This is a genomic window from Cellulomonas dongxiuzhuiae (assembly GCF_018623035.1).
Lineage (GTDB): Bacteria > Actinomycetota > Actinomycetes > Actinomycetales > Cellulomonadaceae > Cellulomonas > Cellulomonas dongxiuzhuiae.
In genome coordinates this window covers 2,780,945-2,795,382 of sequence record NZ_CP076023.1, presented here as the reverse complement: position 1 = coordinate 2,795,382, position 14,438 = coordinate 2,780,945, and the positions used below count along the sequence as shown (strand labels likewise).

The 14,438-nt window shown below is 74.3% G+C and carries 13 protein-coding genes; 4 read left to right on the top strand and 9 right to left on the bottom strand.

Annotated features, from left to right (window positions below):
* Nucleotides 1–112 precede the first annotated feature (112 nt).
* The 5 genes from galK to KKR89_RS12445 form a co-directional block, all read right to left on the bottom strand.
* The gene (gene galK / locus KKR89_RS12465; protein WP_208195622.1) at nucleotides 113–1,351 is read right to left on the bottom strand and encodes a galactokinase; all 1,239 of its coding nucleotides are present in this window, start codon (nucleotides 1,349–1,351) and stop codon (nucleotides 113–115) included.
* Nucleotides 1,352–1,534: 183 nt separating this feature from the next.
* On the bottom strand, nucleotides 1,535–3,004 hold the full coding sequence (locus KKR89_RS12460) for an endo-1,4-beta-xylanase (RefSeq protein ID WP_208195621.1): 1,470 nt from the start codon (nucleotides 3,002–3,004) through the stop codon (nucleotides 1,535–1,537).
* A gap of 253 nt (nucleotides 3,005–3,257) precedes the next feature.
* Nucleotides 3,258–4,424, bottom strand: coding sequence for an Mrp/NBP35 family ATP-binding protein (locus KKR89_RS12455; protein ID WP_208195620.1), 1,167 nt, complete (start codon nucleotides 4,422–4,424; stop codon nucleotides 3,258–3,260).
* 66 nt (nucleotides 4,425–4,490) lie between these two features.
* The gene (locus tag KKR89_RS12450; RefSeq protein WP_208195619.1) at nucleotides 4,491–5,039 is read right to left on the bottom strand and encodes a DUF1003 domain-containing protein; all 549 of its coding nucleotides are present in this window, start codon (nucleotides 5,037–5,039) and stop codon (nucleotides 4,491–4,493) included.
* Nucleotides 5,032–6,342, bottom strand: coding sequence for a magnesium transporter MgtE N-terminal domain-containing protein (locus KKR89_RS12445; protein WP_208195618.1), 1,311 nt, complete (start codon nucleotides 6,340–6,342; stop codon nucleotides 5,032–5,034). Before KKR89_RS12445 ends, KKR89_RS12450 begins: the two co-directional genes overlap by 8 nt.
* Before the next feature lie 108 nt (nucleotides 6,343–6,450).
* On the opposite strand from KKR89_RS12445, the gene KKR89_RS12440 reads away from it, so the two are divergent.
* Nucleotides 6,451–7,089 carry a general stress protein gene (locus KKR89_RS12440; RefSeq protein WP_208195617.1) on the top strand — a complete coding sequence of 213 codons (639 nt, stop codon included), beginning with the start codon at nucleotides 6,451–6,453 and terminating at the stop codon, nucleotides 7,087–7,089.
* Between the two features lie 37 nt (nucleotides 7,090–7,126).
* On the opposite strand, the gene KKR89_RS12435 is transcribed toward KKR89_RS12440, so the two are convergent.
* Entirely contained in the window at nucleotides 7,127–8,689 is a 1,563-nt protein-coding gene (locus KKR89_RS12435; protein ID WP_372438562.1) for an aminopeptidase P family protein, read from the bottom strand.
* A gap of 67 nt (nucleotides 8,690–8,756) precedes the next feature.
* Here KKR89_RS12435 and KKR89_RS12430 point away from each other — a divergent pair, with 67 nt between their 5' ends.
* Nucleotides 8,757–9,599, top strand: a complete 843-nt coding sequence (locus KKR89_RS12430) for a PHP domain-containing protein (RefSeq protein ID WP_208195615.1) — start codon at nucleotides 8,757–8,759, stop codon at nucleotides 9,597–9,599.
* Nucleotides 9,596–10,216 carry a MarC family protein gene (locus tag KKR89_RS12425; RefSeq protein WP_208195614.1) on the top strand — a complete coding sequence of 207 codons (621 nt, stop codon included), beginning with the start codon at nucleotides 9,596–9,598 and terminating at the stop codon, nucleotides 10,214–10,216. The genes KKR89_RS12430 and KKR89_RS12425 overlap by 4 nt, the downstream gene beginning before the upstream one ends.
* A 120-nt stretch (nucleotides 10,217–10,336) precedes the next feature.
* Here KKR89_RS12425 and KKR89_RS12420 read toward each other — a convergent pair whose 3' ends face one another.
* Nucleotides 10,337–12,211 carry a DEAD/DEAH box helicase gene (locus tag KKR89_RS12420; RefSeq protein WP_208195613.1) on the bottom strand — a complete coding sequence of 625 codons (1,875 nt, stop codon included), beginning with the start codon at nucleotides 12,209–12,211 and terminating at the stop codon, nucleotides 10,337–10,339.
* Between the two features lie 354 nt (nucleotides 12,212–12,565).
* On the opposite strand from KKR89_RS12420, the gene KKR89_RS12415 reads away from it, so the two are divergent.
* Nucleotides 12,566–13,348 (top strand): ferritin-like fold-containing protein, encoded by a 783-nt coding sequence (locus tag KKR89_RS12415; RefSeq protein WP_208195612.1) that lies wholly within the window; start codon nucleotides 12,566–12,568, stop codon nucleotides 13,346–13,348.
* An 86-nt stretch (nucleotides 13,349–13,434) separates the two neighbouring features.
* Here KKR89_RS12415 and KKR89_RS12410 read toward each other — a convergent pair whose 3' ends face one another.
* Nucleotides 13,435–13,662, bottom strand: a complete 228-nt coding sequence (locus tag KKR89_RS12410; RefSeq protein WP_208195611.1) for a DUF3107 domain-containing protein — start codon at nucleotides 13,660–13,662, stop codon at nucleotides 13,435–13,437.
* Between the two features lie 56 nt (nucleotides 13,663–13,718).
* Nucleotides 13,719–14,387: a TetR/AcrR family transcriptional regulator gene (locus KKR89_RS12405; RefSeq protein ID WP_208195610.1), complete on the bottom strand. Its 669-nt coding sequence runs from the start codon at nucleotides 14,385–14,387 to the stop codon at nucleotides 13,719–13,721.
* Between the last annotated feature and the right edge of the window lie 51 nt (nucleotides 14,388–14,438).

The following is a 14,438-nucleotide window of genomic DNA, read 5'->3' as shown; positions in this document are numbered from 1 at the left end:
GATGAGGCCGAGCGCGGTCGCCGATGACGCCCGCCCCGACGTGGGGAGGCTAGCGGCGCGCGCGGGCGGGCCGCGTCCGTCCCCGGTCGTACCCCGGGTGGACGGTCACAGGTCAGGCCGCGGGCGGTCCCGCCGCGGCGACCGCGAACGCGGGTGCCGTGAGGCCTGCGGCGGCGCTCGCCGCGGCGACCGCGTCGGCGACGTGGGCCACGTCTCCGGCCCGCACCAGCGCGATCGCGGAGCCGCCGAACCCGCCGCCGGTCATGCGCGCGCCGAGCGCACCCGCGGCACGGGCGGCGTCGACCGCCAGGTCGAGCTCGCGGCACGAGACCTCGTAGTCGTCGCGGAGCGACGCGTGGGACGCGTCCATGAGCGGCCCGACGCCTGCCACGTCACCGGCGCCGAGCGCGTCGACGAACGCCGTCACGCGCGCGATCTCCGAGGTCACGTGCCGCACGCGGCGCACGAGGACCGCGCCGCCGGGCCCGTCGGCGAGCGCCTCGAGCGCCCGGGCGTCACCGCGGGCGTCGTCGGCGACGTCGCGCAGCGTCGCGACACCCAGGCGCCGTGCCGCGTCCTCGCACGCCGCGCGGCGCTGCGCGTACTCGCCGTCGACGTGGGAGTGCGGCGCGCGCGTGTCGACGACGAGCAGGGCCAGGTCGTGCGCGGCGAGGTCGAACGGCACGTGCCGCACGGCGCCGTCGCGGCAGTCGAGCAGCAGCGCGTGCCCCTCCCTGGCCCGCAGCGACGCGGCCTGGTCCATGCCGCCCGTCGGCGCGCCCGCCATCTCGTTCTCGGCGCGCACGCACAGCTCGGCGAGCAGAGCGCGTCCCGCGTCGTCGGTCGGCGCGCCGGTGGCGTCCACCCCGCCCGCCAGGTCCAGCCCGTGCAACGCGTCGAGCGCGACCGCGACGGAGGCCTCGAGCGCCGCGGACGACGACAGTCCCGCACCCGACGGCACGCACGAGTCGATCGCGACGTCGAACCCGCCGACGTCGTGCCCTGCCTCGCGCAGCGCCCACGCGACACCCACGACGTACGCCGCCCAGCCCGGCACCGTCCCGGGCGCGACGTCGGCCAGCCGGACCTCGCGCACGCCCGACGGCTCCTGCGCCGACACGAGCCGCACGACGTCGTCGTCCCGGCGTGCCACGGCCGCGTAGGTGCGGTGCGGCAGTGCGATCGGCAGCGCGAGCCCGCCGTTGTAGTCGGTGTGCTCGCCGATGAGGTTGACCCGCCCGGGGGCCGACCAGACACCGCCGGGGGCCGTCCGGTAGGTCGACGTGAACAGGGCCCGGGCGCGGCGCTCACCCTCGTCGCGGTGCCACGCCGGGGTCGGGACGATGCTCATGCGGGCTCCTGCCTGGGCCTGGGGGACGGGGCGACGCGACAGTGTCCACCATGCCCCGGCACGGACCAACCCACGGCCGTGAGCAGCGTGAACGCCGCAGCGGGCGTGGTGCCGAGGCGCCACGCCCGCTGCGGCGAGCTGCTGTCGACCCCGGAGGGTCGATCAGCCGTGTCGATCAGGTCGTCACGAGGCCGAGCAGGTGACGGTCGGCCACGTCCAGTTGCCACCGTGCTGGACGGTGAACCCGAACGAGGCGGTCTGCCCGTTGGCCAGCGCACCGCTGCCGTTCGGGCGCATCGTCATGACGTTGGCCGAGGGCCACGTCGGCGACCCGCTCCAGGTCGCGATGATGCGCTGCGGGCTGCGGACCGTGACCGTCGAGGTCCAGCTGCTGATGTTGCCGTTGGCGCGGATCGTCACGACCCCGTTGAAGCGGTCGTTCCACTTCTCGCCCTCGGAGTACGTCGCCGTGCAGGTGCCGCTGCCGGTGGGCGGGGGCGTCGTCGGGTTGGCCGTCGGCTGCGTGGTCGGCTGCGACGTCGGCTGGGTGGTCGGCTGCGACGTGGGCTGCGTGGTCGGCTGCTGCGTCGGCTGCGTCGTGGTGCCGCCCGGGGTGGCGCGGACGCCGCCCGCGTTCAGCGCGTTGAGCGTGCCGGTGTAGGCGGCCTTCTTGTTGCCCGAGCCGTCGAACAGCAGCGGGGTGCCCGAGGCACGCCACGACTCGCTGTCACGCACGCCCCACACCGTGATGCCGGTGCAGCGGGCGACCGAGAGGCACGCCTGCGTGACGCCGGCGAACTGCTGGGACTGCGAGGAGCCGGAGCCCTCGATGTCGAGCTCGGTGATCTGCACGTCGACGCCCAGGTCGGCGAAGTTGCGCAGGGTCACGTCGTAGTTCGACGGGACCGGGTTGCCGGAGTTGAAGTGGGCCTGGAAGCCGACGCAGTCGATCGGGACGCCGCGGGCCTTGAAGTCCTTGACCATGTTGTAGACGCCCTGCGTCTTGGCGTGGGACCAGTTGTCGGTGTTGTAGTCGTTGTAGCAGAGCTTGGCGCCCGGGTCGGCGGCGCGGGCGGCGCGGAACGCGGCCTCGATCCAGTCGTTGCCCGTGCGCTGCAGGTTGGAGTCGCGGCGGCCGCCGGAGTTCCCGTCGGCGTAGGCCTCGTTGACCACGTCCCAGGCGTAGATCTTGCCCTTGTAGTACGTGGCCACCTTGGTCACGTGGTTGAGCATCGCGTTGCGCAGGTTGGTGCCGGACATGTTCTGCATCCAGCCCGGCTGCTGGGAGTGCCACGCCAGCGCGTGCCCGCGGACCTGCTTGCCGTTCTGCAGCGCCCAGTTCACGATCCGGTCGCCGTTGGTGTAGCTGAACTGGTTCTGCGACGGCTCCGTCGCGTCCATCTTCATCTCGTTCTCAGCCGTGATCATGTCGAACTCACGCTGCAGGATGCCGGTGACCTGCGAGTTGTTCAGGTAGCTCCCGGCCATCGCGGCACCGTAGTAGCGGTTGGTCTCGGCGGCAGCCGACTCGAGCGTGCTGCCTGCGGCCGCGGCCGGCAGGGCCAGCGGCACGGCCATACCCACGGCCATGGCTGCCACGGCGACAGCGCTGACAGCGCGCGCGCGTCGGCGGCGGTGACGTGTGATCGTCATCGATCCCTCCTCAGGGTGTTCGCCGGGAGAAAGCCGGCAGCACACCGTCCCTTCCCGCCTGGTTTAACGTCAATGCGGCAGGGCCGGTTTCGGGAGGTTTCGAGGGTCTCGTAATCGTTTAGGAGCCCCTGGGTGGTGTCGATGAGGGTTGGTGTATCGATACATGGGGGTTTGCGTGTGACCTGGGTCACATACCAGTGCCCGAGGGGCGTGGGAGCGCGACCGCACGCCCCCGATAATTTCGGGCGTCGGGTCAGCGGGTGACGGGGGAGAGGTCCAGCGACCGGCCCGCCAGGTTGCGCGGACGCGCCGCCAACGTGCTCGCCACGGCACGCAGCGCGACGGCGGCCGGCGACGTCGGCGCGGTCAGGATCACCGGTGTGCCCCCGTCGCCCGCCTCGCGCAGCTGGACGTCGAGCGGGACCTGACCCAGCAGCGGGACGTCCGCACCCGTCAGGCGCGTCAGGTTCTCGGCCACGCGCTGCCCGCCCCCCGACCCGAACAGCTCGAGGCGCGAGCCGTCCGGCTGCTCGAGCCACGCCATGTTCTCGACGACGCCCACGACGCGCTGGCGGGTCTGCACCGCGACCGCGCCCGCCCGCTCCGCGACCTCCGCGGCCGCGAGCTGCGGCGTCGTGACGACGACGATCTCGGAGCCGGGCAGCAGCTGGGCGACCGAGATGGCGATGTCCCCGGTCCCCGGCGGCAGGTCCAGCAGGAGCACGTCGAGGTCGCCCCAGAACACGTCGGCGAGGAACTGCTGCAGCGCCCGGTGCAGCATCGGGCCGCGCCAGACCACCGGCTGGCCGGCGGGCACGAACATGCCGATCGACACGACCTTGACGTCGTGCGCCACCGGCGGCAGCAGCATGTCGTCCACCCTGGTCGGCGGACGGTCCACCCCGAGCATGCGAGGGATCGAGAACCCGTAGATGTCCGCGTCCACGACACCCACGCGCAGCCCGTCGGCGGCCATCGCGACCGCGAGGTTCGCCGTCACGGTCGACTTCCCCACCCCGCCCTTGCCGGAGGCGACCGCGATCACCTTCGTCAACGACCCCGGCAGGGCGAAGGGGATCTGCGGCTCGGCGGCCGTGCCCCGCAGCAGCGTGCGCAGGCCCGCGCGCTGTTCCGCGGACATCACGCCGAGGTCCACGCGGACGCCCACCACCCCGTCCAGCGGTGCGACCGCCGCGGTGATGTCCCGGGTCAGCGTCTCCTTCATCGGGCAGCCCGGCGTCGTCAGGTCGAGCCCGACGACCACGAAGGACCCGGCGTCACGCGGCTCGACGGCCACCGATCGCACCATGCCGAGGTCCGTGATCGGGCGGCGGATCTCGGGGTCCTGCACGGTGGCCAGCGCCGTGCGGACGGCCTCGCGCAGCGGATCGACGGGGGCGGGGGTCTCGACGGGTGGCACGCGACCATCGTAGGTCGCCGCGGCGGCGACCCCGTGGCCGTCCCGCCCCGCCCGCCGCTGACGGCGTCAGCGCTCGACCGTCCCTCGTCGCGCCCCGTCGGGTGCCGGCCGGGCGCCGGACCCGCCGTCCTCGTCGTCCGCCTGCTCGGCCTGCAGGTCCTCGAGCAGGTTGCGCAGCTCCGAGCGGACGAAGTCGCGGGTCGCCACCTCCGACAGGGCGATCCGCAGCGACGCCATCTCGCGGGCCAGGAACTCGGTGTCGGCCAGGTTCCGCTCGGCGCGCTGACGGTCCTGCTCGGCGGCGACCCGGTCGCGGTCCGCCTGGCGGCTCTGCGCGAGCAGGATCAGCGGGGCTGCGTACGACGCCTGCAGCGAGAGCATGAGGGTGAGCGCCGTGAAGCCGTTCGCCGACTTGTCGAACCGCATCTCGACCGGCCCCCAGGCGTTCCACCCGAGCCACACGACGCAGAAGATCGTGAGCCACACGATGAACCGCGGCGTACCGAGGAAACGGGCGATCGACTCGGACACGCGCCCCGACGCGTCCGCCTCCACCTGCATGCGCGGCAGCAGCGAGCGGTTGCGGACCCGCGGCTGGTCGAGGCGCTCAGCCACGGTCCACCTCGTCCCGGCCGGGGACGACAGGGGTGGGGCGCGTGGGCGGGCCGGCGTGCACGTCGTCCGTCTCGCGCCAGTCGTCGGGCAGCAGGTGGTCCAGCACGTCGTCGACCGAGACCGCTCCGAGGAGGCGGCGCTGCTCGTCGACCACCGGCAGTGCCAGCAGGTTGTACGTCGCGAGCTGGCGGGTGACGGTCAGCAGGGGGGCGTCGACCGCGACGGGCTCGAGGTCGGTGTCGACGATCTGCCCGATCGACTCGTGCGGCGGCTCCCGCAGCATCCGCTGCAGGTGCACGATGCCGATGTACCGGCCGGTCGGGGTCTCCAGCGGCGGTCGCGCGACGAACACGACCGACGCGAGCGCGGGGTTGAGGTCCTGGCGCCGGACGTGCGCCAGCGCGGCGGCGATCGACGTCTCGGGGCCGAGGATCACGGGCTCCGTGGTCATCAGGCCGCCGGCGGTGTTGTCCGCGTACGCCAGGAGACGACGCACGTCCTTGGCCTCCTCGGGCTCCATGAGCGAGAGGAGCTCCGCCGCCTGCTCGGCGGACAGCTCACCGAGGAGGTCGGCCGCGTCGTCCGGCTGCATGGCCTCCAGGACGTCCGCCGCCCGGCCGCGCTCCAGACCGCCGAGGATCTCGACCTGGTCGTCCTCCGGCAGCTCCTCGAGCACGTCCGCGAGGCGCTCGTCGTCGAGCGCGGAGGCGACCTCGAGGCGGCGCGTGACCCCCATGTCGTGCAGGACGTCGGCGAGGTCGGCGGGCTTGAGGTCCTCGTACTGGGCGAGCAGGAGCTGCGCCCCCTGGGCGGCCGTCGGGCGACCGAGGCCGACGACGTCCTCGACGGCCATCAGCAGCGTCTCGCCCCGGCGTCGCAGCAGGCCGCCGCGCTGGTCCGTGCGCCGGACGAACACCTTGGTCACGAGCCAGTCGCCGTTGCGCTGGAGCTCGATCGCGACGTCCTCGACGCGTGCGCTGCCGGACCCGTCCGCCAGCTCGACCGTCCGGTCCAGCAGCTCGCCCATGACGAGCGTCTCCGACACGCGCTGCTCGAAGCGGCGCATGTTGACCAGCCCGGTCGAGATGACCTGTCCGGCGTCGACCGCCGTCACCCGCGTCAGCGGCAGGAACACCCGTCGCCGGCCCGGGACCTCGACCACGAGACCCACCGCACGCGGCGCGCCCTTGAGGCGGACGAGCACGACGACGTCGCGCACCTTGCCGACCTCGTCGCCGATGGGGTCGAAGACGGCGGTGCCGGCGAGGCGCGCGACGAACACCCGTGCCCCGACGCTGCTCACGCCGGTCAGCCTAGACGGCGGGCTCCCGCACGGCCCGGTGCGAATCGCGGGGCGGCGCGCCCGGCGCGCAACCTGGCGGCTCCCGGGCCGGTGCGAGAGGATCGGGTCATGTCGTTCACGCAGTCCGAGCGGATCCCGACGACCCCGACGCTGCCGACGGGGGAGACGGTGGCGACCTACGGGACCTATCTCCAGGCGCAGAAGGCCGTGGAGCTGCTCGCCGCCAAGGAGTTCCCCGTGCGGGCCGTGACGATCGTGGGGACGGACCTGCGGATGGTCGAGCGCGTGCTGCGCCGGTTGTCGTACCCGAGCGCCGCTCTCGGCGGGTTCCTTTCCGGTGCGTGGTTCGGCCTCTTCGTGGGCCTGATCCTCACCCTGTTCTCCTCGGGCGGCGGTGGCGGCGTCATGCTGCCCGCCGTGCTGTTCGGCGGTGCCTTCGGCCTGCTGTTCTCCGTGATCGGGTACTCGCTGACGCGCGGTCGGCGCGACTTCGCGTCGTCGAGCCAGATCGTCGCCACGTCCTACTCGGTGCTGTGCCCGGCCGAGCACGCCAACAAGGCCCGGCACCTCCTCGCGGAGACCGGCGGCGTCGTGTCCGGCTGGCCGGAGCCCCCGCGGCCCCCGGTGCCGGGACCGGTCTCGACGCCGGAGTCGCCGACGGTGCCCCCGGCGGCCGCACCGACCGCACCGCCGACGGTGCCCCCGCCCGCACCCCCGACGCAGCCGCCGGCGCCCCCGACGACCTGAGCAGCACGCACCCGCCGGGGGACCGGGCCGCGCGGGGTCAGCCATCGCGCAGCGCGGCCATCCACGCCTCGACCGCGTCGGGCTCGCGCGGCAGTGCCGCCGAGAGGTTCTCGTTGCCGTCGGCGGTGATCAGCACGTCGTCCTCGATGCGGACGCCGATGCCCCGGTACTCGGCCGGCACCAGGAGGTCGTCCGACTTGAAGTAGAGGCCCGGCTCGATCGTGAACACCATGCCGGGCTGCAGCACCCCGTCGAGGTAGAGCTCGGCGCGGGCCTCCGCGCAGTCGTGGACGTCCAGGCCCAGGTGGTGCGACGTGCCGTGCACCATCCAGCGGCGGTGGTGCTGGTTGTCGGGCTCGAGCGACTCCTCGGCCGTGACGGGCAGCAGACCCCACGCCTCGAGCCGGGCGGCGAGGACGCGCATGGCGGCGTCGTGGACGTCGCGGAACCGCGCGCCGGGGACCGCCGCGGCGAAGCCCGCGTCGGCGGCGTCGAGGACGGCCTGGTAGACGCGGCGCTGGACGTCGCTGAACACGCCGTCCACGGGCAGCGTCCGCGTCACGTCGGCCGTGTACAGCGAGTCGACCTCGACGCCCGCGTCGAGGAGCACGAGCTCGCCCGCCCGCACCTGCCCGTCGTTGTCCGTCCAGTGCAGCGTCGTCGCGTGGTCGCCCGCGGCCGCGATGGTCGTGTAACCGACGTCGTTGCCCTCCTCGCGCGCGTGACCCAGGAACGTGCCCTCGAGGACGCGCTCGCCCCGGCGGTGCGCGACCGCGCGGGGCAGGGCGCGCACGACCTTCTCGAACCCGTCGATCGTCGCGTCCACGGCCAGGCGCATCTGCTCGACCTCGTAGGCGTCCTTCAGCAGGCGCAGCTCCGACAGCGCCTCTGCGAGGTGCGCGTCCGCCTCGCCCGACTCCTCCTGCCGGCGGATCTGGGCCACGACCTCCTCGACCGCCTCGTCGGCGCCGGGCACCACCAGCACCTGCACGCCGTCCTGGCCGACGTCCTTGGCCAGCGCGTCCCGCAGGCCCTCGACGTGCGCGGTCTCGATGCCCGTCGTCGTGGCGATCTCGTCGAGCGTGGGCCGGGCGCCGACCCAGAACTCGCCGTACCGCGCGTCGGAGAAGAACTCCGGGGTGTCGCGGCCCGCGAGCGGGTTCATGTACAGCACGGCGTGGTGCGCGCTGCCGTCGTCGCCCGTGCCGTCCGCGACGGGGTGCAGCACGAGGACCGCGTCGGGCTCCTGCTCCGTGCCGAGACCCGTGAGATGCGCGAACGCGGCGTGGGGCCGGAACCGGAAGTCCGTGTCGTTGGAGCGGACCTTGAAGGAACCGGCGGGCACGACGAGGCGCGTGCCGGGGAACTGGGCGGACAGGGCGCTGCGCCGCTCGGCGGCGCGGTCCGCCGCGGGCGCCCGCACGGCCGTCGACGCCGGGCGCTCGGCCCAGCCGGAGGTCACGAACTCCACGAACCGGCGCGACTGCGGACGTCGCGACCGGTTCGCGCCACGCTCGTCCAGCGGCTGCTCGTCAGCCTCGGCCACGGCCGGGGTGACGGTCTCGGGGGTGAGATTCTCGGGTCGCTCGTCGGTGCTCACCGGTCCAGTATGGCGCCGCCCGTGCACCGCGTGCGGGGCCCTGCTCGCGAGCGGATAGCGTGGGTGGGTGCGCATCGACCTCCACACGCACTCGCGCGCGTCGGACGGCACGCAGACCCCGGCCGAGCTCGTCACGGCCGCGCGCGACGCCGGCCTCGACGTCGTCGCGCTGACCGACCACGACACCACGGCCGGGTGGGACGAGGCGGCGGCGACCGCGCGCGAGGTCGGCATCGCGCTCGTGCGCGGCACCGAGGTCTCCGCCCGTGCCCGCGGCGTCAGCGTCCACCTGCTGAGTTACCTCCAGGACCCCGCACGGCCCGAGCTCGCGGACGAGCTCGAGCGCGCGCGCGAGTCCCGGGTGCACCGTGCGCGGCACATCGTCGAGCGGCTCGCGCGCGATGTGCCGATCACGTGGCAGGACGTGCTCGAGCAGGCGCGCGACGCCGTGGTCGTCGGACGCCCGCACATCGCCGACGCACTCGTGGCGCGGGGCGTGGTCCCGGACCGGGACGCGGCCTTCGCCCACCTGCTCGCCTCCGACGGCCCGTACCACGTCGACCACTACGCGCCCGAGGCGCCTCTCGCGGTGGCGGCGATCCGTGCGTCCGGAGGCGTGCCCGTGTTCGCGCACCCGGCGGCCGACGCCCGCGGCAGGACCGTCCCGGACCGCGTCTTCGACGAGCTCGCGGAGGCCGGCCTGGCCGGCCTGGAGGTGTTCCACCGGGACCACTCGCCGGCGCAGCGCGAGCGTCTGCTGGCCATAGCGGACCGCCTCGACCTGCTGGTCACGGGCTCGAGCGACTACCACGGCACCGGCAAGGTCAACGTCCTGGGGGAGAACCTGACCGCCCCGCACGTGCTCGACGAGATCGTCCGGCAGGGGACGACGGAGGTGGTGGGGCCGTGAACGGCGTCCTGGACGTGCAGCTGTTCCTCTCGGTGTTCGTGACGCTGTTCGTGATCATGGACCCGCCGGGGACGGTGCCGCTGTTCCTCGCGCTCACCGGGTCGATGACCCGCCAGCAGCGGGCGCGCGCGGCCCGGCAGGCGATCCTCGTCGCGTTCGGCGTGATCGTCGGCTTCGCGCTGTTCGGCCAGTCGCTGCTCAACTACCTGCACGTGTCGGTCCAGGCCCTGCAGGGCGCGGGCGGGCTGCTGCTCCTGCTCGTCGCGATGGAGCTCCTCACCGGCAAGATGGACAGCAACGAGGGCTATGAGGGCACGCAGGGCAACGTCGCACTCGTGCCGCTCGGCACGCCGCTGCTCGCGGGGCCCGGAGCGATCGTCGCGACCATGGTCTACGTCCAGCAGTCCACCGAGTCGTCCGACTGGGTGGCCCTCGCGCTCGGCATCCTGCTGGTGCACCTGTGCCTGTGGCTGTCCATGAGGTTCGCCGGGGCGATCCACCGCGTGCTCAAGGACTCCGGGACGATGCTCGTCAGCCGCATCGCCGGTCTCCTGCTCGCCGCGATCGCGGTCCAGCTGCTCGCCGACGCCGTGCTCGCGTTCGCGCGCCAGATCTGACGGTCGCGCGCTGCCCGCTCCTGCGGCCGGGTCGTCCCCGTGAGAGCACGAGGCACCCGGGTGCACGACCGCCCCCGTGCCGGGGGCACGGGGGCGGTGTGGTGCTGCAGGACGCGGCTGTCAGGCGTCCGACGCGATGCCGGCGTCCGCCGGTGCGCCGGCAGCACCGTCGCGCGAGCGACGACGACGACGGCGGCGGGGTGCGCCCGCGGACTCGCCGTCGGCGGGTGCGGCGGCAGCTCCGGCCGGTGCTGCGTCATGCGTGGGTCGCTCGGTGCGGGGCTCGCTGCCCTGTCCGACCGCCTGCGCGGGAGCCTGCTCGGTGCGCGGCGCACCGTCACCACCCGTGCGGCCGCGGCCGCCACGACGGCGACGGCGGCCCTCGCCCGTGCCCTCGCCGGCGTCGCCCTCGCGCGGGCCGGCGTCGACGACGCTCGCGGCCCGCGGCGCTCCGTCGGTGGCACCCGCGGTCCGGGCGGCCGTGCGGGAGCCGTCGCGCGCACCGTCGCGGGCGCCGTCCCGACGTCCCGCGGGGCGCTCGTCGGCGCGCGCGGGACGCGTGCCGCCGCCGCGCTTGCCGGTCTCGCCGAGATCCTCGAGGACCTCGGCACCCAGGCCCGCGCGGGTCTGCTGCGACTTCGGCAGCCGGCCCGTGGTGCCCTCGGGGACGTCGAGGTCCGTGTAGACGTGCGGCGACGACGAGTAGGTCTCGACGGGGGCCGGGATGCCCAGGCCGAGCGCCTTGTCGATCAGGCCCCAGCGCGGCAGGTCGTCCCAGTCGACGAACGTCACCGCGGTGCCCTTGTTGCCGGCCCGCCCGGTGCGGCCCGTGCGGTGCAGGTAGGTCTTCTCGTCCTCGGGGCACTGGTAGTTGATGACGTGCGTGACGTCCTCGACGTCGATGCCGCGCGCGGCGACGTCGGTGGCCACGAGCACGTCGACCTTGCCGTGCCGGAAGGCGCGCAGCGCCTGCTCCCGCGCGCCCTGGCCGAGGTCGCCGTGGATGGCCCCGGCGGCGAAGCCGCGGTCGACCAGGTCGTCCGCGACCTTGGCGGCCGTGCGCTTGGTGCGCGCGAAGACGATGGTCAGCCCGCGACCCCGCGCCTGCAGGATGCGCGCGAGCAGCTCGACCTTGTCCAGCGCGTGCGCGCGGTACGCGACCTGCTTGATGTTCTTGACCGTCTGGCCCTCGTCGTCCGGCGCCGACGCGCGGATGTGCGTGGGCTGCGACATGTACCGGCGCGCCATCGCGACGACGGCGCCCGGCATGGTCGCCGAGAAGAGCATCGTGTGGCGGTTGGCCGGGGTCGCCGCGAGCAGCTTCTCGACGTCGGGGAGGAACCCGAGGTCGAGCATCTCGTCGGCCTCGTCGAGCACGACCTCGGTCGCGTGGTTGAGGCGCAGGTGACGCTGGTTGAGCAGGTCGATCATGCGGCCCGGGGTGCCCACGACGACGTCGGCGCCCCGCTTGAGCGCCTCGACCTGAGGCTCGTACGCGCGTCCGCCGTAGACCTGGACGATGCGGACCTTGCGGCCGGTCGACGCCATGGCGAGGTCGCCAGCGACCTGCACGGCGAGCTCACGCGTCGGCACGACCACGAGCGCCTGCGGCTCACCGGGCGCCGCGAGCTGCTCGTAGCCCGGCTCGCCCGGCGCGATGACGCGGTGCAGCAGCGGGACGCCGAAGCCGAGCGTCTTGCCGGTGCCCGTCTTGGCCTGGCCGATGATGTCGTGGCCAGCCAGCGCGACCGGCAGGGTCATGGCCTGGATCGGGAACGGCTGCGTGATCCCGGCGGCGGCGAGCGCCGCCACGATCTCGGGCCGGACGTCGAAGTCCGCGAACGAGGCGTCGACGGCCTGCACGGACGTGGCGCGGCGCGACCCGGTCGGCGACTCGGTCGGGACCGCGTCGGCCGCGGTGCGGAACTCGGGGACGGCGGGGTCGACGGCAGCGTCGGTGCGCGGCTGCTGGTCGACTGTCTGGTCGGTGGTCACGTGCGGCTCTTCACTGCCAGGGTGGCGGCTCACGGTGCGGCCGGGGGCCGGCGGCGCGGCATGCGCTCGTCCGCCCCGGGCGACAGCGGGCTGCGCCACGCGGGTTGGCCGGCAGCCGATCGTAGAAGTCGCCCCGCGCGGCGCACCCTGCCGGCGCGTCCGCGGGCGTCAAGCCCTGCGGGCGTCAGGCCGGTGCGCATCGTGCGGGGAGGGTCGCGGCACGGGGCCGGACCGGGAAACCGAGACGAACGGGCAACCGATGTACGGGATGTACCACGCCAGTCTATCCGACGCGGGTGCCGCACCCCCGGTCGAGGCGGTGGTCGGCGCGCCCCCCGGCGCTACGATCGCCCGATGACGACCAGCGCAGGCAACGCCCGACCCCTGCGTCCCGAGCAGGAGGGCGCCGACGGCCGGTCCGCGAACCGTGCCGGCAAGGACGTCGAGGCCGTGCGTGCGCTCGAGGTCGCCGACGCCGTCGAGGTCCTCGGCCTCGTCGCCAGCCTCGAGCACCAGGCCTTCGCACGCCTCGCCGACGACAGCCGCCAGGCGCCGCGGCTCGAGCAGTCGCTGGCGCTCAGCCGCCTGGCCGCGCGCTGCACCGAGCGGCGCGACCGGGTCCTCGCGCGCATCGAGGAGCTGGGTGGGGACGCCGCGGCGGCGTTGGGCAGGTTCGACGGGGTGCTCACGGACTTCGACACGCGCACGCCCTCCAGCACGTGGGCGGAGCGGCTGCTCAAGGCCTACGTGGGCTACGGCGTGGCGGACGACTTCTGCCGGCTCGTGGCCCGGGGCCTCGACGACGAGTCGGCGCGGCTGGTGGCGGACGTCCTCGACGACGTGTCGCGCAGCGAGCTCGCCGTGCGCGAGCTCGACCAGGCGTGCGCGGGCGACGCCGTCCTGTCGTCGCGGCTCGCGCTGTGGGGCCGGCGCCTGGTCGGCGAGGCGCTGGGGGTCGTGCAGCGCGTCGCGCAGCGTCCCGAGGTCGCACGCGTGCTCGACCGTGCCGGTGCCGCGGAGGCGACGTCCGGCGCACCGGCGACGGGTGCCCGTGCGGCGCAGACGCCCGCCACGGTCTTCAACGAGCTGACCGCCGAGCACACGCGCCGCATGTCACGGCTGCGCCTGACGGCCTGACAGGTCTGACCGTCTCACGGTCCTGATGCCGGGGTCGAGGGCCGGACGCGCCCGACGCCCGGCGCGAGCCGGGCGTCGGGACGAGGTCACACCTGGCCGAAGCCCACGCGCCCCTTGATCTCGGCGCCGATCTCGACGAAGCCGAGGACGGCGGCGGGCACGATGACGCGACGTCCGCGGACGTCGGTCAGGTCGAGCGTCGCCGCCTTGCCGTCGAGCGTCGCCTGCACGGCGGCGACGATCTCGTCCGCCGACTGGTCGGACTCGAGCGTCAGCTCGCGCGAGTGGTGCTGCACGCCGATCGTGATCTCCACGGGCACTCCTCATCGGACGGGACCCGACGCACGGCGCCGGGCTGGTGTCCCCGATCCTAGGCGTCCCCGTACGGGTAGTCGGGTCGCACCAGGCCGGCGAGGCCCCGCCACTGCAGGTCGGTCACCAGCTCGACCACGCGCTCGATGCCCTGGCCGCCGCCGTGCCGCAGCCAGTACGTCGCGGCACCCTGCGCGGTGGCGACCAGCGCCGCGGCCAGGACGTCGGCGTCGGCGCGACCCCGTCCGGTGACACCGCTGAGCACCTCGGCGATGCGCCGGGTCACCTCGGCCGCCGCGTGCTCGACGCGGCCACGGACCTGCGTGTCTCGGGTGACGTCGGACTCGAACAGGAGCGTCGAGGACTCGCCCGCCACCTGCACGAACGCGAGGTACGCCTCGACCACGGCGGCCACGACCGTGCGGCCCTCGCCCCGCGCGACCGGCCCGGCCTCGAGCGGGGCGACAGCACGCTCGACGGCCGCGAGGAGGTCCGCGCCCTGCTGGTCGACGACGGCGAGGTAGAGGTCGAGCTTCGACGGGAAGTGCCGGTACAGCACGGGCTTGCTGACCTGGGCCCGTTCGGCGATGTCGTCCATCGAGACGTGGTGGAACCCCTCGGTGGCGAACAGGTCGAGCGCGATCGTCAGGAGCTGCGACCTGCGCTCGGCCCGCGCCATCCGCCGCCCGCGGGCACGGCTGCCGGAGGCGTCCTGGGGGTCGGTCATCCGCCGATCGTAGCGACGGTGTGTTGCGGGCAGGCGTCCCGTCCGTGGCCT

Bases quoted from the DNA above. Each gene is read 5' to 3' on its own strand.
- KKR89_RS12460 (WP_208195621.1), bottom strand. From the start codon at position 3,004: ATGACGATCACACGTCACCGCCGCCGACGCGCGCGCGCTGTCAGCGCT.
- KKR89_RS12405 (WP_208195610.1), bottom strand. From the start codon at position 14,387: ATGACCGACCCCCAGGACGCCTCCGGCAGCCGTGCCCGCGGGCGGCGG.
- KKR89_RS12415 (WP_208195612.1), top strand. From the start codon at position 12,566: ATGACGACCAGCGCAGGCAACGCCCGACCCCTGCGTCCCGAGCAGGAG.
- galK (WP_208195622.1), bottom strand. From the start codon at position 1,351: ATGAGCATCGTCCCGACCCCGGCGTGGCACCGCGACGAGGGTGAGCGC.
- KKR89_RS12440 (WP_208195617.1), top strand. From the start codon at position 6,451: ATGTCGTTCACGCAGTCCGAGCGGATCCCGACGACCCCGACGCTGCCG.